14 protein-coding genes are annotated in these 16,756 nt (G+C 43.4%); 4 read left to right on the top strand and 10 right to left on the bottom strand.

Going from position 1 to position 16,756, the window contains the following annotated elements; genetic code table 11:
* Both rlmB and ppnP read right to left on the bottom strand, forming a co-directional pair.
* Nucleotides 1-750 carry a 23S rRNA (guanosine(2251)-2'-O)-methyltransferase RlmB gene (gene rlmB / locus ACX1N5_RS08080; RefSeq protein WP_004749846.1) on the bottom strand — a complete coding sequence of 250 codons (750 nt, stop codon included), beginning with the start codon at nt 748-750 and terminating at the stop codon, nt 1-3.
* Between the two features lie 106 nt (nt 751-856).
* Complete coding sequence (ppnP, locus tag ACX1N5_RS08075; protein WP_004749847.1) at nt 857-1,180, bottom strand: pyrimidine/purine nucleoside phosphorylase; 324 nt, start codon at nt 1,178-1,180, stop codon at nt 857-859.
* A 589-nt stretch (nt 1,181-1,769) separates the two neighbouring features.
* Between ppnP and recN the strand changes: the two genes are divergently transcribed.
* The 3 genes from recN to ruvX all read left to right on the top strand — a co-directional run bounded on the left by recN (nt 1,770) and on the right by ruvX (nt 4,524).
* Nucleotides 1,770-3,446 (top strand): DNA repair protein RecN, encoded by a 1,677-nt coding sequence (recN, locus tag ACX1N5_RS08070; protein ID WP_131381423.1) that lies wholly within the window; start codon nt 1,770-1,772, stop codon nt 3,444-3,446.
* A gap of 93 nt (nt 3,447-3,539) precedes the next feature.
* Complete coding sequence (locus ACX1N5_RS08065) at nt 3,540-4,094, top strand: YqgE/AlgH family protein (RefSeq protein WP_004749849.1); 555 nt, start codon at nt 3,540-3,542, stop codon at nt 4,092-4,094.
* The gene (gene ruvX, locus ACX1N5_RS08060; protein WP_004749850.1) at nt 4,087-4,524 is read left to right on the top strand and encodes a Holliday junction resolvase RuvX; all 438 of its coding nucleotides are present in this window, start codon (nt 4,087-4,089) and stop codon (nt 4,522-4,524) included. The genes ACX1N5_RS08065 and ruvX overlap by 8 nt, the downstream gene beginning before the upstream one ends.
* Before the next feature lie 101 nt (nt 4,525-4,625).
* Here the strand turns inward: ruvX and ACX1N5_RS08055 are convergent, their stop codons facing one another.
* Genes ACX1N5_RS08055 through ACX1N5_RS08045 form a run of 3 tightly spaced genes read right to left on the bottom strand, consistent with a single transcriptional unit; the run spans nt 4,626 to nt 7,948 of the window.
* Nucleotides 4,626-5,642, bottom strand: a complete 1,017-nt coding sequence (locus ACX1N5_RS08055) for an HlyD family secretion protein (protein WP_458801543.1) — start codon at nt 5,640-5,642, stop codon at nt 4,626-4,628.
* Between the two features lie 30 nt (nt 5,643-5,672).
* Nucleotides 5,673-5,879, bottom strand: a complete 207-nt coding sequence (locus tag ACX1N5_RS08050; protein WP_004749852.1) for a DUF1656 domain-containing protein — start codon at nt 5,877-5,879, stop codon at nt 5,673-5,675.
* Nucleotides 5,880-5,881: 2 nt separating this feature from the next.
* Nucleotides 5,882-7,948 carry an FUSC family protein gene (locus tag ACX1N5_RS08045; protein WP_458801545.1) on the bottom strand — a complete coding sequence of 689 codons (2,067 nt, stop codon included), beginning with the start codon at nt 7,946-7,948 and terminating at the stop codon, nt 5,882-5,884.
* 428 nt (nt 7,949-8,376) lie between these two features.
* Between ACX1N5_RS08045 and ACX1N5_RS08040 the strand changes: the two genes are divergently transcribed.
* Complete coding sequence (locus ACX1N5_RS08040) at nt 8,377-9,165, top strand: IclR family transcriptional regulator (RefSeq protein ID WP_458801547.1); 789 nt, start codon at nt 8,377-8,379, stop codon at nt 9,163-9,165.
* Between the two features lie 67 nt (nt 9,166-9,232).
* On the opposite strand, the gene ACX1N5_RS08035 is transcribed toward ACX1N5_RS08040, so the two are convergent.
* The 5 genes from ACX1N5_RS08035 to lpxO all read right to left on the bottom strand — a co-directional run bounded on the left by ACX1N5_RS08035 (nt 9,233) and on the right by lpxO (nt 16,059).
* Nucleotides 9,233-11,422, bottom strand: coding sequence for a solute carrier family 23 protein (locus tag ACX1N5_RS08035; protein ID WP_458801549.1), 2,190 nt, complete (start codon nt 11,420-11,422; stop codon nt 9,233-9,235).
* Nucleotides 11,423-11,782: 360 nt separating this feature from the next.
* Entirely contained in the window at nt 11,783-12,370 is a 588-nt protein-coding gene (gene pgsA / locus ACX1N5_RS08030) for a CDP-diacylglycerol--glycerol-3-phosphate 3-phosphatidyltransferase (RefSeq protein WP_004749857.1), read from the bottom strand.
* A gap of 180 nt (nt 12,371-12,550) precedes the next feature.
* Nucleotides 12,551-14,350 (bottom strand): excinuclease ABC subunit UvrC, encoded by a 1,800-nt coding sequence (uvrC, locus tag ACX1N5_RS08025; RefSeq protein ID WP_458801551.1) that lies wholly within the window; start codon nt 14,348-14,350, stop codon nt 12,551-12,553.
* 73 nt (nt 14,351-14,423) lie between these two features.
* Nucleotides 14,424-14,747 (bottom strand): hypothetical protein, encoded by a 324-nt coding sequence (locus ACX1N5_RS08020; protein ID WP_458801593.1) that lies wholly within the window; start codon nt 14,745-14,747, stop codon nt 14,424-14,426.
* A gap of 394 nt (nt 14,748-15,141) precedes the next feature.
* The gene (gene lpxO / locus ACX1N5_RS08015) at nt 15,142-16,059 is read right to left on the bottom strand and encodes a lipid A hydroxylase LpxO (RefSeq protein ID WP_004749860.1); all 918 of its coding nucleotides are present in this window, start codon (nt 16,057-16,059) and stop codon (nt 15,142-15,144) included.
* Nucleotides 16,060-16,756: the final 697 nt, after the last annotated feature.

Here is a 16,756-nt window from a genome sequence, read left to right as displayed (position 1 = left end):
TTAAACGAGATTACGCTGGCGGCAAGCTTCATAGAGTGCCATACCAGCCGCCACACTGACATTTAAACTTTGTAGATTACCTGCCATTGGAATATAAACTGTTTGGTCACACTGGCTTTGGGTAATCGGACGTAAACCCGTATCTTCTGCCCCCATAACAATCGTTACTGCGCCAGTAAAATCAAATTTTTGAATTGGCAGCGCTTTTTCATCCAGCATAGTGCCAACCACACGCATATGATGCTGGTCTTTGATATGTGCCAAGGTACGTGCCAGATTAGTCACTTGAATAAACGCCACTTTTTCTGCCCCACCTGCAGCAACCTTACGTGCCGTTGGCGTTAAACTTGCAGAACGGTCGCGCGGGACAATCACCGCCTGCACGCCCATTGCGGCAGCGGTACGAATACATGCGCCCAAATTATGCGGGTCAGTCACTTGATCGAGTGCTAAAAGCAAGGCATCTGGGTTTTGCTCAAGCAAATCATCAAGGTCTTTTTCATTTAAGGTTGGATGTGGACGTACAGCGGCGACCACGCCTTGGTGAAACGGTAAACCTGCCAGCTTTTCCAAACTGTCACGGCTGGCTTTTTGCACACTGATACCAAACGGCTCAGCCAACTGCAAAATACGCTGCAAGCGCTGATCATCGCGCCCTTTGAGGGTAAATAAAGTCAGTACCCGTTCTGGCTCAAGTTCCAACAGTGATTCCACTGAATGTACGCCATAATAGTATTCTGGTTTTGCCATGAACGGGTGACCTCAAAAACGATACAAATAAAAAAATAAAATCCTGCAAAGCCAACTTTACAGGATTGATGATGAGCATAGTTTAACGGATTTTACCGTGATTTGCTTAACCTTCTAGGTGGCAAACATAGTCCAGTACATCGTCAGTTTCAATTTTGAATTTGCTGTTGCCAGGTACATAAAATGATTGCCCTGCGCGGAAAAGCTCACTAGTTTCACTGTCTGCAATTTTTACGCGACATTCACCTGAAATAATTTCCATACGTTCAGGAACATGCGTTTCAAATGTAAGTGGCTGTTCTGTTGGTAGAATGACACCAAGTGTTTTTTTAGTGCCATCTTCAAATTGAACCGTATGGCTGATACATAAACCACCAAAATAAACATTTGATTTCTTTACGACCGAAACATGATCATACTGAGCAGACATGCATATTCTCCAAATAATGTGCATTTATTGTAAATACGTGAGTCTAGTTTAAATAGGGCTGCGGTTTGAATCAATCACCATCTGATTTTAATGTCAATTAACATCGATTTATGTGAAAAATTTTACTCAACATATTGAAAACAAATAAATCATGATGACTCAGCCTTACCATTTTGACTCGTATCTCAGGGTTCTTCTCCCCTGTTCGATCTGAGAAGCACAACTTCACAAGGCTTTCAAAATGAACAGCATTGCTGCACAAAGACTACCCTCTCGCACACTCTGTCAGATATCATCATCTTTTTAATACATTGATAAACAATATCTTAACAATGTAGTCCTGATCTCAAACATAGCGTAGAGGTTTCTGCACAACCTATTCTTTCTATACATTTCATCTTGAACTCAGGTTAAATTAGCAAATCCTATACCAAACTGGCTGTTTTACTGTACGAATTGCAGATTGATATAAAAATCTTGTTTACAGTGCCAAGATGTTTTGTATGATCGTTGTCAAAGATGAAGCCGTTATGACTTAAAACCTCATTTATTTCAAACATCATTTCTCGCAGTCTGGATGCGTCCATATATGTTGACTCACTTAACTCTGATTAACTTTGCTTTGGCTGATCATTTAGCCTTGGATATTGAAGCAGGCTTTCATGTCCTCACGGGAGAAACGGGTGCGGGTAAATCCCTGCTACTCGATGCACTTTCTGTCTGTCTTGGGGAGCGTACAGACAGCCATATGGTACGTTATGGCACAGATAAAGCCGATGTCACTGCCATTTTTAGCTATGAAGAACATTCTGCCGAAGCACAGTGGCTAGCGACACATGAACTGGCTGATGAATCTGGCGAGATTCATCTACGTCGGGTGATTTTTGCCACAGGACGTAGTAAGGCATGGATTAACGGACGTCCAAGCAGCCTTGCAGAACTTAAAGATCTCGGGCGTTTACTGGTTCAGCTCTACAGTCAGCATAGTCAGCAACAACTGCTCGAACCGCCTTATCCAAAACAGTGGCTCGACCGTTATAGCAACTTTGCTGAACCTGCCCAAACAGTACGCGACGCCTACAGCGTATGGCAAAAAGCCATTCGTCAGCATGAACATGCCTTACATGCTCAAGCCACTCGTCTGCAACGCATTGCCACCCTTGAACTGCAACTTGAAGAACTCGAAGATACCTTACAGTACAACTATGCTGAAATTGAGCAGGAATTTGATCGGCTTAGTCATCATGAACACATCATGCAGGACTGTGCTTATGGGTTAAATGTACTTGATGAAGCTGAGCAAAACCTGACTCAGGAACTGGCAAGTGTAGTACGCCGCTTTGAAAGTCACGTCGGACGCAGTGAGCAACTCTCCAATATTTATACGGCTCTCGTCAACGCACAAAGTGAACTCGAAGATGCCACAGCAAACCTGCGCCAGTTTATTGACCGTCAAAGTTTTGACCCAGAACGCATGGAACAGCTCAATCAACAGCTTGAGATCTTTCACCGTTTGGCACGTAAATACCGCACCCAACCCGATGAGTTACATACTGCATATGCCACATGGCAGCAGGAACTGGAGCAGCTACAACAACTGGATGATCCTGAAACCCTTGCCGAACAGGTGAAGCAAACCGAACAGGAATTTTTGGCTTTTGCCGAGCAACTCGATCAGCAACGTCGTGATGCAGCAGGACCACTTGCTAAATTGCTCACCGAGCAAGTCAAACCATTGGCATTACCCGAAGCCTATTTTGAGTTTAAGTTTGAACCACTGGAACAACCTAATGCTGAGGGGCTAAGTTTCATTCAACTGCTATTTACCGCCAACAAAGGCATTCCAGCACAACCACTGGCTCGTGTGGCCTCAGGTGGTGAATTGTCACGCATTGCCTTGGTCATGCAAGTCATGAACGCTGAAAAAACCGATGCTGAAGTTTTGGTTTTCGATGAGATTGATGTCGGGATCAGCGGTGGTACAGCCGAAATTGTTGGGCGTTTACTTTCAGATCTGGCTCAACATGTGCAAATTCTGTGTATTACGCATCAAGCGCAGGTTGCTGCACAGTCCGATCATCATTTACTGGTTCAAAAACGACAAAGCGACCCTGCCAGCAGCACCATTTTTGCCCTGAACGAAGAGCAGCGTATTCAGGAGCTAGCACGTATGACAGGTGGGGTTGAAATCAATGACACCACCTTGCAACATGCCAAGCAGTTACGCCAATTGAAATTTCAGCACACGAAGATCGAAAAATCCTGAGTAAAAACTATTGGCGAAAGCGATTTACTCTTGTATGTTGATAAAAGGTCTCAATATAACATTGAACAACTAGATTTTAGGAGAACGGCTTAGGTGAGCAAACAATATTTGACGCATCGTTGTCTCATTGCTCCCCCTGATATGGCAGATGATTTTTTTGCCAACACCGTGATTTATTTGGCACGTCATGATGCCGATGGTGCACAGGGAATTATTATTAATCGCCCTGCAGGGATTCAGGTTAAAGAGTTACTCAATGACTTGGAAATTGACGCAGACAATGTACAACCGCATGAAGTGCTACAAGGCGGACCACTACGCCCTGAGGCAGGCTTTGTTTTACATACAGGACAGCCTGTCTGGCATTCGTCAATTGCGGTTGGTGAAAATCTGTGTATTACCACCAGCAAAGATATTTTAGATGCGATTGCTCACAATGAAGGCGTTGGACGTTATCAGATTGCATTGGGCTATGCCAGTTGGACTAAAAACCAGCTTGAAGAAGAAATCGCCCGTGGTGACTGGCTGATGTGTGATGCCGATATGGATCTGATTTTTAACTTGCCGTACCCTGAGCGTTGGGATGCTGCCTATAAAAAAATCGGCATTGATCGTAACTGGCTTGCCTCCGAGATTGGTCATGCCTGAAACAATGCAAACCCTTATGGCATTTGACTTCGGCACACAAAAAATGGGCATTGCCGTGGGTCAGTCGGCCATTCAGAACGTGAATCCCCTCCCTCTTTTTCCCATGAAAGACGGTATTCCTAACTGGGATGAGTTGCTAAAACTGGTCAAGCAATGGCAGCCAGATGTATTTCTGGTGGGGCTTCCTTTAAATATGGATGATTCAGAGTCTGATTTGTCCATGCGCGCACGCAAATTTGCCCGCCGCTTACGCCATCAAACCAACATTACGACATGGATGCTGGATGAACGTTTGACCACACGTGAAGCCCGTGAAGAACTCAGTGCCTTTCAGCGTCAGGGGCGTGCCAAACGCGTGGCTGCCGATAGCCTTGCAGCAGGGTTATTACTGGAAAGCTGGTATCGTGAACCCGAAGGGATCACACCCTAAAACTCGAAGTTCAAGACATAAAAAACCTGCAATTTAATGCAGGTTTTTTATTGGGAAAATAAGACAAAGTCAAAGTTTAGGTGATGTGCCCAAAGACTAGCTTATTTTTTGGCAGGCTTATTCTCTAGAATATGAATGGTCGCGGTACGCCCCGCCACAAACGCCAATGTATTTTTTGGCTCTTCATCCAAAATAAATTTGACAGGTACACGCTGTGCCAGACGCACCCAAGTAAAGGTCGGGTTTACATTTGCCAGCAAATTCGAACTGGTTGAACGCTCACGGTCATCAATCCCTGAAGCAACCCCTTGCACATGCGCTTTAATTTTTTGTGAATCACCCATCAACTGAATCGTGGCATGATCGCCCAAATGAATACGATTGAGTTTGGTTTCTTCAAAATAGCCCACCACATACAATTGTTTACGGTCAATCAATGCAGCAACATTATCACCCACTTTGATATAACTGCCTGCACGCAAACTAAAGTTCGACAAAGTTCCATCTGATGGCGCAACCACTTGTGAGCGGTGCAAATTCAAGACTGCCAGATTGACTGCACTTTGAGCGACTTCAACCGCTGCTTTTTGCTGCTGAATATTGGCTTTAGCTTCTTCAATCGCCGCTTTGAGCTGACCTTCTTCGGCATGCGACTGATCACGTGTGGCAAACATTTGATCCTGTTCCTGTTTGGACACCGCACCATCCATTAAACTGGAATAACGCACCGCATTTTTTTCTGCCAGATGGGTATTGGCTTGTGATTTCACCAAATTTGCATTGGCTTGCAGCAAATTGGCCTGCATTTGTGCCAGACCTGCTTTAGCTTTAGCCAGATCGGCGCGTGCTTGCTCAACATCCAGTTGCTGACGCGCAACGTCAATTTTGAACAAGACCTGGCCTTTCTTCACCGTCTGGTTATCTTGTACCAGTACATCCGTCACTAACCCAGAAACATCGGAAGACACCTGAATCACATCACCACGTACACGACCATCACGTGTCCATGGCTCAGCATTGTAGTAATCCCACAAATGCACCACAGCATAAATTGCGATGAGCAATGTCACCAGTGTCACGATAGGTCGAACGACTTTACGTGCATCAAATGAATTCATAACTTTATCCTAAACGTTCATCACCTAAAATTAATACGAAAACTGAGCAAACACCCAGTGTGTCAGCAATAGACAAACCATATACAAACTCAGGTTAAATATGCCTGGAAAGGCAACCCAGTCACGTTGAATCAGGCGATCTGTCCATTTACTCAGTAGCATAAAAACAATATATGCCAGCAGTGCCTGAATCAGCAGACTCGGCACAAAAACACCATATAGATTGAATTCACCCATGCTTATGCCCCTGCCTGCGTGGTTGAAATATGAAAAATACTGCTACGGATATTGTTAAGACTAATGCGTAACCGCTGTTCAATATCGGCTGGCGTTTCTTGCTGAAGTTGTTGTTCTAACTGTGTAATCTTCTGCATGACCTGCGCAAGAATATCTTCTGCCAAATGCAACTGCTTTTCCTGATTGCGAAAAGCATCGTCTAATATGCTTTGCAATTCACCAATCTCTGTTTTCAATTCAGTAGGCATTTCTGCCCGATTAGCCAGCTCATCCAAGCGGCTTAAATCCACAATTGCACTGGTTTCAATCAGGGCCAAATTCATGGCTTGCTTTAAGTCAGCAGACTGAACCAGCTTAGTATTTAGTACGCCTATTCGATCTAGCATACTGCGTAAATGAATTCGGAATTCAACGCCATAAGGTAAGTACAATGCTTCGCGCATGGCTTTATAGTGGAGGGATAAAATTCGGCTGGCACTTTGTTCGGGAGAAATGGCACGAATAAAATACACCGCCAGTACCGCAATAATAGGACCTGCTACACTACCCAAGCAACCTTCAAAGGACTTTACGGGGTCAATACTATAACGGTTTTGCAAATTCAGACTCATGATGAACGTCACCATGGTCGGCAATGCCAAACCCGCCAACGGTGGATGTGGATAGAGCATGACAAAGAAAATCAGGACTGGCGCAAGAACTAAGCCTAACTGCCAGAATTCCTTGACCTCAGGCATAATGCCCAAGATATAAATCACCGTTAAAATTCCTGCATAAATACTGCCACGAATAAACAGTTTCAGTGCAGGAACAGGGTTATCCATTGCAGTTAAAATACACGCTGAAACTGCTGCCAACTGTGCCATCATGTAACCTGCACTCCAGCCGCTATACACCCACAGCGAAAATGACACAAGAATTGCCACCATCGCTGCAAGCGCCCCACGCAGTGCCATACCATGATCGCGATGCAAACTTGGATAACTGGTGGTCAAAGTCGCGATTGATTCAGGAATGTGCTTGTCACCACGTTGAATCAATTGCCAAATGAGTTTCACTGTAAAAACATTTTGAATCAGATGGCGAATATCCATTTTCAGACCATCAAGTATGATCTGTTGTTCTGGGCGTGCCAGCTGATGCAGATGTTTAAAATCCTGTTCAAATTCAGCAGGTAATGCCGTTAAATCAGATTCTTGAACCTCTGTTTTACTTTGAATAAATACTCGAATATGTTGATGCAGGGTCAATACGCCTTGCTGATAATGCGCATCGATGGCATTGAGCTGGCGAATCCGTTCTGCTGTCGCTGTCAGATTGGAAACAATCATGGTGACCTGATGCAGTAACTCCTGAATCGGTTTGGTCATGCCTTGCAGTTCGCCTTTTTCATAGGCCAAGTGTGCTGCCAAAGCATGTATATCTGCAATATCACTGGTGATTGCACCGAGCAGCTGGGTATAGTTATTGTCAGCAATATGCTCAGTTAAAATTTTCTGAAAAATCTGGCGAGTATCATTTAAGGTTTTATCGACCCGCTGTTGAATGGCTGGCCCCAGATGCATAGGGAAAATCGTGGCAAAGACCACCGCAGTACAAACCACCGCCAGCGAAATTTCAAGTACGCGTCCCAGTGCCATATCAAAGACACTCACGGTTTCGATACTATTAATCGAGTTACATACAATCATGGCGGTGGTATAACCTGCCAGCATGAAAACATAACTACGTGGTGTGCGGTCTAGTAAAGAGATATATAAACAGAAGCCTACCCAAGCTGCCAAGACTGACATAAACAAAAATGGCGTATTGATCAAATGGGGTGTAACCAGCGTTGCGACCACCGCCCCTGCGGCAGTACCCAATAAACGGTAAAGCGCTTTGGACGACACCATACCTGAATATGGATTGACAATAATCATCACGGTGCCGATGGCCCACATGGGATAGGTCAAATCTAAACAAAAGGCGAGATACAGTGCCAACATGCCCGCAATAAAGGTTTTTACCGCAAAGATAAAATCCATTTTTGAAGGGCGAAACGCCAACAACTGTTTATAGAGCAACATGCATATCTCTCGAATACTCGGTTAGATTTTGATGATGTATCACTCTTTGCTCAAATTAAAGACAATAATGTTCTAACATTTGCTCAACAAACAGCAAATCTATGATTTGTCACAATGCCATAGCATACTTAACCCATAGGCTTGTCTACAGGCGCTGTATTTGGTCGGAGGTTTTCTTGCCTGTTTGAGGTGCAAGAAAGCAAAGAGTTGAATTCGTTTAATGCAAAGAAGATGCAATTTAACGTCTTCATTCGATATTTGGTTTGCCGATTTTTTCAAAAAAAAACATATTCGTCAACACTAATATCTTAATTTGATAATTTATGTTATTTTATACAAACATCTTATGTTTTTTTTATGCGAAAAGATGTACCGTTTTATAAAATATAACGACTTTGCCACCTTTATTTTTGGGAAATCTATTCTCTATGGCTGTTACGAGCTTTGGTAAAATTTTAACCGTTTTAGATTTATTCTCGATTTCTCGACACGTCATCAATGTCGATATTATTAGTCAGGAACTCGGTTTATCCCGACCGACAAGCTATCGTTACTTAAAAGAGCTGGTGTCCGCGGATTTATTGCAACGTATTAGCGGTACTTCAGGCGACTATACACTTGGACCGAAAATTGCGGTACTGGACTATATTTCACGGACGACTGATCCGTTGGTTCAAGTCAGTATTCCGTATATGAAAGATATTGTTGAGCATACCGAACTCAGTTGCCTACTCACTTTCCTAAACCATGATTACTGTATCGACATTCATGATGAGTCTTTTCAAGGCAACTTACTGGTGTCGTATGGTCGAGGTAGCCCGCGCCCTGTCTATATGGGAGCATCACCCAAAATTATTGTGGCACACATGAACAAGCAAGGCTTGCACAATTTCTACGAGCATTATTCCGCACAACTTGCCAAAGTCGGTTTTGCTCAGGATGAAAGCCAGTTCATTCAGCACATGCGTAAAATTAAAAAGCAGGGTTATTATTTTTCTCAAGGTGAAGTCAATCCACTCTATTCAAGCTTGTCCGTACCGATTAAATATTCCAGCAAAATTGCACCTGTTGCCCTAACAGTTGTCGGTTCAAAAAACCGTTTTGAATACGTCAATCTGGAAAAAATCATTCAGACGTTGAAAGAACATGCTACAGAGATTGAGAAAAAATATTTAAGCCTTGCTGAACAGGTTGAACAGCAGTCTCATCACGACTAATTCACTTTTTTAAAAATCACAAGGCGGATAAACATCCGCCTTGCTTGTATCAAACAAGATTTGGTAATTACTCTAGAAAATTGACTTGACCGGTTTTTACATCGTAAATTGCACCAACAATTCCAACTTCACCCTTCTCGACCATCTCACGTAGCACATTGCTATGTTTTAGAATATACGCCATGTTGTTTTTGACATTCATCATGGTCACTTCATCAATAAAACTGTGCACGTTCGGATCATTCGCCATCCGGTTTTTGACCGTATCAATAGCCGACATAATCGGTTTCAGCACATATTGAATGTTGGGTGTATCTTGAGCCTGACTCACATCAAGTTGCTGCTGATACATCTGACATGCTGCCGTGACTGCGCCACAGTCTGTATGCCCAAGAACCACGATCAGGCGAGAACCTTTACTTTTACAAGCAAACTCCAGTGAACCGAGCACTTTCTCCCCTGCAATATTCCCCGCAATGCGCAAACTAAACAGATCACCCACGCCAACATCAAACAGCATTTCGGTTGGGGCACGCGAATCCATACAGCCTAGCACTGCAGCAATCGGATGCTGTCCATATTTGGCGGTAATCTGGATTTGTCGGGCAATATTATGTTGTAACCGCTGCTGCGAAACAAAGCGTTGATTGCCATCTTTGAGTTTTTGCAAAACCAGTTCAGGGGTCAATTGTTGCTGCAGCTCACGGGTACTGACATCAACATCAATCACATCATCTTCATGCAACTCGGGATAGTGTGCCTGAAAGCCAATCAGCTTCAGGTCAATCTGCTGTTGTGTGGCTTTATCCTTCTGAAACTCATGAATCACCTGATACAAATCTGGATCAATATATAGGGTGTTACTGGCATCAATCACCACCGTCTCATGGCGCTTGATTTTGTTGAGTACAGACAATAACGTCGCGCGGTTTAAAAAGCTGACATTTTGCGCCAGTTCAATACGGGTTAAACTGCCATGCAAATGCTTTTCATGAATCACTTTGACGCCACTATGCATATTGCTATGCAAAATAAATAACACACTCAACACTAAACCAATCATGATCCCGATCAACAAATCGGTCAGCAGAATTGCAACAATGGTCACCATAAACGGTAGAAATTGCTTCCAGCCCTTCTGGTACAACTGAATAAACAGCTTTGGCTGTACCAGTTTATAACCTGTAAGTAACAGAATTGCTGCCAATGCCGACAGTGGCACAACATTCAGCAAAGGCGTTAAAAACACAATCGCAATAATCAGCAAAATGCCGTGAAAAATGGTCGATACTTTAGTTTTGGAACCACTGGTCGCATTGACGGAACTTCGTACAATCACCGATGTGACAGGCATCCCGCCGACAAAACCCGATAGCGTATTACCAATCCCCTGCGCCAGCAATTCACGATTTGGCGGTGAACTGCGCTTTTGCGGATCCATCTTGTCGGCAGCTTCCAGATTCAGCAAAGTTTCCAACGATGCAACCACAGCAAGCGTGACTGCTCCCACATAAATTTGCGGGTTATTCCAGTAAGAAAAATCTGGGAAATAAAAAATTTTCTCTTCCGAAGAAAACAAACTCGGTAAATCAATCAAATGCTGATCACCTACCGCAAAACTTGAACCAGTCTGAATCAACAACCAGTTCAGAACGCCTGCAAATACCACCGCAACCAGTGCCGATGGCAACTGCAACTTCTTTAAAGGCGTTTGATCCCATAGCAAAATCAATGCGACAGACAGTACACCAATCACGGCTGCACCCACATCAATATGTTGTAAAACCTGAGGGAAATTTTGCAGACCCAACTGTTTTACGGTTGCCATATGCAAACCAAACAAGTTAGGTAACTGATTGATCATGAGAATTAAACCAATTGCCACCAACAAACCCAAGATCACATTGGTTGGGACAAAATTGGCAAAGCTGCCCAGCTTTAAACAGCCAAAGACCATTTGTAGCAGCCCTGCCAAAATTACACACAGCAAAAATGCCGAATACTGACCATCCAGCGCCATGAGCTGTGTCAAAATAATCGCAGTTAAACCCGCTGCAGGGCCTGAAACACTAATCTGTGAACCGCTCAATGCACCGACTACAATTCCGCCGATTACACCTGCAATCACACCTGACAATAACGGCGCTCCCGATGCATGGGCAATTCCCAAACACAACGGCAACGCCACCAGAAACACCACTAAACCTGACATTAAATCGCTCGGATAAAACTTCCGATCTAAAAACATTGTTTTCATAAATAACCGTCTAAAATGAAAGAATAAGACAGCTCGTTATTTGTTATTCCTATCTCTTCCCTGTTTGACAACACATCATCCCTAATCCTTGAAGGAAAACTTCACGTGCCGCACAGCATCTTGACAGAGCTCTTTTTAAAAAAAGGTAGTTTTTCTCAACACAGTTGTCAGCATCTGTAATGTTATACAGTGTTATTGCTAATAGCCCTTGCATAAAGCCAAGTTTTTCAATAAGGATTATTTTTATAAAATTTTACTTTATAAATCATTTAGCTATTTTTCCCATACATGCTATTTCAGCAAATATGCACACCCAAAAAACAGGCACAAAAAAGCCCTGAACATACAGGGCTTTGGCTCTCAGGGCTGTTTTAAATACGGCCATGCCGCCTTGAGATAAATAAACATCGACCAAAGTGTCAAAATCACGGCGGTATACAACAGGATATAAGCAAAGGTATCGAGAGGCTGCCAGTTCAGCAAGAACACGCTAATCGCTATCATTTGAAAAGCTGTTTTGTATTTCCCAACGGTGGACACTGCAACACTGGTACGCGCACCAAGTTCAGCCATCCACTCACGCAGCGCAGAAACTGTAATTTCACGCGAAATAATCACAATCCCAGCAAATGCCATAATAATGGTCGGTTTCCACTGTACCAGTACCACCAAAGCAGCTGCCACCATCAGCTTATCCGCAACAGGGTCAAGGAAACGTCCAAATGCCGAGGTCTGATTTAAAGCACGCGCCAGATAACCATCAAACCAGTCAGTGACTGCTGCCAAGACAAAAATGGAAGTCAGCAGAATGTGGCGTGAGAAACTCCCAGTATGTCCTTCGACACCAATTGCAGGAGGCCAGTAAGCCACAAGTAAAAATACGGGAATGAGCACAATTCGTGCAATGGTGAGAATATTTGGAATATTCAGGATTCGCCCTGTTGTCATAGCCACCGCCAATATAGCCCTTGCAAAGTCCGCATAGAGTGATTTTTAAACGTATTTTTGACTGATCAATACAGTCACACTTTATACGAAATGCATAGATGTGTCGACTACAAAGCCGATACAGCAAGGCAAAAGATTCATCGACCAGCCCCTATCCTCAATAACAGCAAATTCATGCCATCACTCATGCAGTACCTGATAAATCGTGCGTGCCATGACCTCTCCAAGCCCAGGCACCAAAGTCAGTTCTTTTTCCGAGGCTTTCAGCACACCTTGTATTCCGCCAAAATGCGTCAACAAATCACGGCGGCGCTTAGGTCCAAGCCCCGGAATCACTTCTAAGACAGAACCTGCCCGACGCTTATCACGTTTGGCGCGGTGCTTGGTAATCGCAAAACGGTGTGCTTCGTCACGTACCTGCTGAATCAGATGCAACGCTTTATGATCTTCTGCCAGCTGGATTTTACGTCCATCGGTAAAGTGCAAAGTTTCCAGTCCCGGTTTACGTCCTTCGCCTTTGGACACACCAAGCATAAACGCATCCAGTCCCAAGTCTTGCATGACCTGCATCGCCATGTGCAACTGACCTTTACCACCATCAATCAAGAGTAAGTCAGGCAAAGGCGCTTTTTTATAACGGCGGGTCAAGGCTTGGCGCATGGCGGCATAGTCATCTCCTGCCTGAATATCTTCAATGGCAAACTGGCGATAGTCGCGTTTACGTGCCCCACCCTGATCAAACACTACACAGGATGCAATGGTGGCTTCGCCCATGGTATGACTAATGTCAAAACATTCAATACGGTCGATCGGGCGTTCTAAAATCTGCTCTAACTGATAAAAACGTTCGTGTAATTCCTGATGCTGATTCAGTTGTCCCTGAATCGCATGTTGCACATTCATTTGTGCCAGTTCCAACCACTCGGCACGGGTTTCACGTACATTCGGCTTAATCTGAATTTTTTTCTGGAACTGCTGGCTGAGTGCCTGTTCCAGCTCACCACGATCAGGCAGATCAGTATTCACAATCAATTCCTGTGGAATTTCATCGGCAACCTGAAAGTAAAAATTGGCCATAAAATCACTGAGCATTTGCCCGAGGTCATCACTGAGCATATCGGGGAAATAGCTTTTTCCTCCGAGCATCCGTCCATTACGTACATACATGATCTGTACACAGGTCACGCCTGCCTGCTGCGCAATCGCCAGAATATCGGCTTCGCCCTTGATTTTATAAACGGCTTGCTGCGCTGAAACTTCACGCAGCAATGCCAATCGGTCACGATAAAACACAGCTTTTTCAAATTCTAACTGTGCAGCTGCTGCTTCCATATTTTGGATCAGTTCTTGATTTAATTCTTTCGTGTCGCCCTGCAAAAAGCGAATCGAGTTTTGCACATCTTGTGCATAGTCTTCAGGAGAAATCAGCCCGACACACGGCGCAGTACAACGTTTAATTTGATACTGTAAACAAGGACGTTTACGCTGAGAAAAATAACTGTTTTCACACTGCCGCACATTAAACAGTTTTTGCAAAATCAATAAAGTATCGCGTGCCGCATAAGCGCTCGGATAAGGCCCAAAGAATTTACCAATCTGATGTTTGCCCTTGCCGCGTCCACTGGCAATCCGTGGATAAGGCTGATCAGCCGAAATGAAAATATAAACATAGGATTTATCGTCCCGCAGCATGATGTTATACGGCGGGCGATGTAACTTGATCAGGTTTTGTTCAAGCAATAACGCCTCAGTTTCAGAACGCACCACCAGCGTTTCAATATCATAAATGCGTGCAACCAAAGCCTGGGTTTTTGGATGTTCAATGGTTTTGACAAAGTAACTCGACACCCGATTTTTCAGGTTTTTAGCTTTGCCCACGTACAACAGCTCGCCCTCCTTGCCCAGCATTTTATATACCCCTGGCAATTGGGTCATTTTGGCAAGCAGTTGCTCAATGTGTTCGCGGGCGTTTGGGTTCACGGCTGGCTCAGCAATCAAAACAGTTATGACAGTATGTAGCGCCTGAACCCGCAGATTTCAAGAATAAAATGATTTAACGTGCTGCTGCATTACAACTCGCAAGCTCTCGTGAACCACTGTGCCACTCTGCACCTGCCGAATTGCTATAGCTACTGATACGCCCGACTTTCGCTGCCAAATTACGGCAAGAATCAACGGATAAATCATTGCCCCAAGGGCCAGACATACTACATTCGTGCCCATTGCAATCCCAAACAACAGGCGCACCACCTGAAATTTGAGTTTGAACTTTACCCCGATAATGACTTGCAGCATACCATACGGTTTCCCCATGGTTGCTTGGGCGACTGGCTGCCTGATTACACTGATTCAAAGCAGATGAACCCGCTGACCACATGCGTCCCGCCGAGTTGCCGTAATAACGTAGCTCACCCACTTGTGCTGCCAAGTTCTGACAAGACTCAAGCGATAAATCATTGCCCCAAGGACCAGACATTTGACATTCACGACCATTACAGTTCCATGTCACCCCTGCACCGCCTGAAATGCGGATATTCACATTGCCGCGATGCTCTGAACCCGCAAACCATGTCGTAGCATGTCCCAACACACTCAGCCCCAATGCCCCCAATAAAACCGCAAGTTGTTTGGTTTTCATTTGTATTTTTCCTACCATTGTTTTTGATGAATTTATCTCCAATTTTATGGAATATTTATTTTTAGACAATGAAAAATAATATTTTTTATGCATAAAAAAACGCCCATTATTGGGCGTTTTAAATCACATTTTTTTATTTAAACACATAAGGACGAATAAAGATCAGGAAGAAAATACCGAGCATCAGTACCCATTTTAAAACGTAGTACAACTGACGATTGGTTTTTTTCAACGCTTTGGCCTTTAAACGAATCTGATACACATAAGCAAAGGCTTTATTTAATCCGCCTGTTTGATCATTTGTATCATTCGGTGAGCTTGCCGCAGTCATGACATTTTTACCAAACCAGTGGTTAAATTTTTCCATCAAACGGCTTTTGAGGGGGCGTTCAACATCGGCAAAAAAGATGATGCGGTTCTGCTCTGTGCTATTTTCAGCATAATGAATATAAGTTTCGTCAAATACGACACTTTGCCCGTCACGCCAAGAATACCGTTGCCCATCGACATCAATAAAACAACGATCATCATTCGGGGTCATTAAACCTAAATGGTAACGCAATGAGCCAGCATAAGGGTCACGGTGACGAACCAGACGACTGTTTGGCGCGAGTTCAGTAAACATTGCGGCTTTAATGCTCGGCAGTGTTTTCAGCAAAGCTGTAGTTTTTGGGCAAAGCTCGGCTGCTGAAGGATGTGCAGAATCATACCATTTTAGATAAAAACGCTTCCAACCTGTTTTAAAAAACGAGTTAAAGCCTAAATCATTATAGGTATCTGCTGCTTTAATGCCGCCACGCGAATACAGTGCTTTGGCTTCATCACGAATCATTTCCCAGTTTTCATCGAGGACTTTCAGATCTTTAAAGTATTGCGTTTCGATATACGGCTGATTGGGTACTTTCGAAAAGGCATACATTAAGAAATTAATCGGTGCGAGCAAGGTTGAATGGTCAAAAAACTGACGATAAAACGAATGACGCACTTTGCCGCGATATTGGATATACAGTGCTGATATCACAAAAATCGCTAAAATAATCCATTTAATCATAGTATTACTCAGAATTAATCAATGATTCGATCAGCCTAAAAAAGCAACTGATTATCATGTTGTGAAATTTTACCAAAAAAATAAAAACTTACTAGAGAAAAGGCTGTTGTTAGAGGAATGTTTAAAAATAATTCTAACTTTCATTTTTATAAATTCAGGCGAAATAATTTTCGTTGATTATTGGGTAGATTGATTAATCACGCAATGATTATGCTTCTTTCATAACGATTTAACCCAGCATATTCTTGGTTATTGTTGAATAATACTTCTTTACGTGACTTAAGTGTGCAGCCCTAAACACCCATCGGAATTTGCTTGTCGGTATTTTCTAGAGAGTCGTGTATTCAAATTAAAGCGCTGTGCAATTTTGTATGCATCCTCCTTGTAGAAGGTTTATAGAATTGACTCAAATGACAAAAAATACATTTTTATAATTTTTTCAAAATTCCCAGATGATTATTTTACAAGCCAATGATTTACATCATGATAAATTCTAGAAATCTGTATTTTAGGTATGCATATTCAACAAAAAAACTGCCCAGTTCGCTTTTGATGCAAAAAATCAGTGACCATTGCGTCACGGCTTGATACAACTCCAAGCATATTTTTTGTTTAGAGTTATCGTAAGATGAAAAGCACTCCAGATGCGTGCTTTGCACCATAACCCAATAACATCAACGTACAAGTCCTCCAAAAT

Source organism: Acinetobacter sp. ANC 4636 (assembly GCF_054454555.1).
This window is presented reverse-complemented; position numbering and strand designations above follow the sequence as displayed.

Bases quoted from the DNA above. Each gene is read 5' to 3' on its own strand.
- rlmB (WP_004749846.1), bottom strand. From the start codon at position 750: ATGGCAAAACCAGAATACTATTATGGCGTACATTCAGTGGAATCACTG.
- ACX1N5_RS08020 (WP_458801593.1), bottom strand. From the start codon at position 14,747: ATGTGGTCAGCGGGTTCATCTGCTTTGAATCAGTGTAATCAGGCAGCC.
- recN (WP_131381423.1), top strand. From the start codon at position 1,770: ATGTTGACTCACTTAACTCTGATTAACTTTGCTTTGGCTGATCATTTA.
- pgsA (WP_004749857.1), bottom strand. From the start codon at position 12,370: ATGACAACAGGGCGAATCCTGAATATTCCAAATATTCTCACCATTGCA.
- ACX1N5_RS08035 (WP_458801549.1), bottom strand. From the start codon at position 11,422: ATGAAAACAATGTTTTTAGATCGGAAGTTTTATCCGAGCGATTTAATG.
- ACX1N5_RS08045 (WP_458801545.1), bottom strand. From the start codon at position 7,948: ATGTTGCTCTATAAACAGTTGTTGGCGTTTCGCCCTTCAAAAATGGAT.
- ACX1N5_RS08050 (WP_004749852.1), bottom strand. From the start codon at position 5,879: ATGGGTGAATTCAATCTATATGGTGTTTTTGTGCCGAGTCTGCTGATT.
- ACX1N5_RS08055 (WP_458801543.1), bottom strand. From the start codon at position 5,642: ATGAATTCATTTGATGCACGTAAAGTCGTTCGACCTATCGTGACACTG.
- lpxO (WP_004749860.1), bottom strand. From the start codon at position 16,059: ATGATTAAATGGATTATTTTAGCGATTTTTGTGATATCAGCACTGTAT.
- ruvX (WP_004749850.1), top strand. From the start codon at position 4,087: ATGCCTGAAACAATGCAAACCCTTATGGCATTTGACTTCGGCACACAA.
- ppnP (WP_004749847.1), bottom strand. From the start codon at position 1,180: ATGTCTGCTCAGTATGATCATGTTTCGGTCGTAAAGAAATCAAATGTT.
- ACX1N5_RS08040 (WP_458801547.1), top strand. From the start codon at position 8,377: ATGGCTGTTACGAGCTTTGGTAAAATTTTAACCGTTTTAGATTTATTC.